The organism is Streptomyces sp. SID9727 (genome assembly GCF_010550605.1).
Taxonomy (GTDB): Bacteria; Actinomycetota; Actinomycetes; order Streptomycetales; family Streptomycetaceae; genus Streptomyces.
Window position 1 is genome coordinate 1 of sequence record NZ_JAAGNI010000486.1, and the last position, 1,847, is coordinate 1,847.

Annotated in this window: 1 protein-coding gene and 1 pseudogene; both read right to left on the bottom strand. The window is 73.7% G+C overall.

Annotated features, from left to right (window positions below):
- Positions 1-1,060 (bottom strand): serine/threonine-protein kinase (locus G3I41_RS33720; protein WP_164404332.1); only part of this gene is annotated, 1,060 nt, incomplete at its 3' end.
- A 184-nt stretch (positions 1,061-1,244) separates the two neighbouring features.
- Positions 1,245-1,847, bottom strand: a pseudogene (locus G3I41_RS33725) (serine/threonine protein kinase); the annotation flags it as partial.

The window sequence follows — 1,847 nt, forward strand, 5'->3', positions numbered from 1 at the left end:
GGCCGGGGGCGCGCGGGGCGCGGGCGGTGCCCCGGGGGCCGCCGGACAGCTCGTCGGGGGCCGGGACGCGCATGCTCGTGTGGGTGTCCCGGTTGGAGTCCGGGGTGGAGCCGGGCACCAGCGGGACCGCGCCGCGCCTGCGGGGCTCGTCGCCGGCCGGCGTGTACTGCTGCTCGTCGTAGCCCTGCGGGGCCTCCGGCTCCTCGTCCGGCTCGTCCACCTCCAGGGGCGGGATGCCGGCCAGGTGCGGGAGCTGTTCGCGCAGCCGGGCGGCCAGTTCGGAGGCGCGCAGCCGGGAGGCGGGGGCCTTGGCCAGGCACTGGACGAGCAGCTGCCACAGCTCGTCGGGGATGCCGGGGAGCGGGACGACGGTCTCCGTGACATGGCGGCGCAGGACCGCTCCCGGATGTCCGCCGCCGAAGGGCGTGAAGCCCGCGAGGAGCTCGTACAGCACCGTGGCCAGGGCGTAGATGTCGACGGCGGCGCGTGGCGGCAGGCCCTCGACGATCTCGGGGGCCAGGTAGTCCGGCGTGCCGATGATCTTGGTGGTCCGGGTCCGGCGCGGGGTGTCGATGAGCTTGGCGACGCCGAAGTCGGTGAGCAGCGCGGGGTGGGAGTTGCCGGGGCCGAGCGGCCCCTCCATGTCCAGCAGGATGTTCTCGGGCTTGACGTCGCGGTGCACGATCCCGGCGGCGTGCGCGGCGGCGAGGCCGTCGGCGACGTCAGCGACGACGGCGACGGCCGCCTCGGGGGCCAGCCGTCGTTCGCGGTCGAGCCGGGTGCGCAGGTCGGTGCCCCGGACCAGGTCCATGACGAGGGCGAGGTCGTTGCCGTCCACCACGAGGTCGCGGACCGCGACGACGTGCGGGTGGTCGAGCCCGAGGAGCGCGGTGCGCTCCTGGACGAACCGGCCGACGAGTTCCTGGTCGGACGCCAGGTCCTCGCGGAGCAGTTTGATGGCCACGGGGCCCTCCGGGCCGTCCCCGAGCCACACCGTGCCGGCGCTCCCGCGCCCCAGTATCTGGTGGGCGGTGTACCGGCTGCCGATTTTCCGTGCCAAGACTGCTCCCTCAGCGGCTGGCGATGGACCCAACAACCCCCGGTCGACAAAGTTACGCGGCGATCGGGGGGCCGCGTGCCGTGATGGGCGCCAACCTTCGCTTCTGCGGGCGAATTACCTCGGAATTGACCCGCGGAAGTCGATATAGCTACAGAGTCGCACGCCTCCGGTGAGGTCGGTGCGCTCAGCTGCCGCCCAGTTTGGAGATCCAGTCCGACACCGTGGACACCGCGTCGGTGATCGCGTTCCAGTAGCTCTGCCCCTGCCCGATCCAGTCCTTGAGCGGGGTCAGTTCCCAGATCAGCCAGCTCGCCACGACGAGCAGCACCAGCGTGAACAGGCAGCCCTTGAGGCAGCCGAGCCCGGGGATCCTCATCGGGTTGGCGCTGCGCTGCCTCGGCTCACGGGGCGCGCGCTGCGGCTGCTGGGGCTGCTGCGGGGGCGCGTACGGCTGCGGCTGGGGCTGGTACTGCTGGCGCTGCGGCGGCTGGTACTGCTGCTGCGGTTGCGGCTGGTACTGCTGCTGCCGCTGTTGCTGCGGGTACTGCTGGGCCTGCTGGTAACCGGGCTGCCGGTCGCGCGGCTGCTGCGGTTGCGGCTGCTGCCGGCGCTGGGGGCGGCGGCGCAAGGGGTCCTGGCTCGGGTCGAGGTACTGGACCTGCGTCTGCTCGTTGCGGTCGCGGGCGGCCCGGAGCTGGGACTGCCAGGGGTGCGGGTCCTCGGGGCGCGGGTCGCTGTCGGGGCGCGGCGGCACGGGCGGCAGGACGGCGGTCGGGTCGGCCTGGGG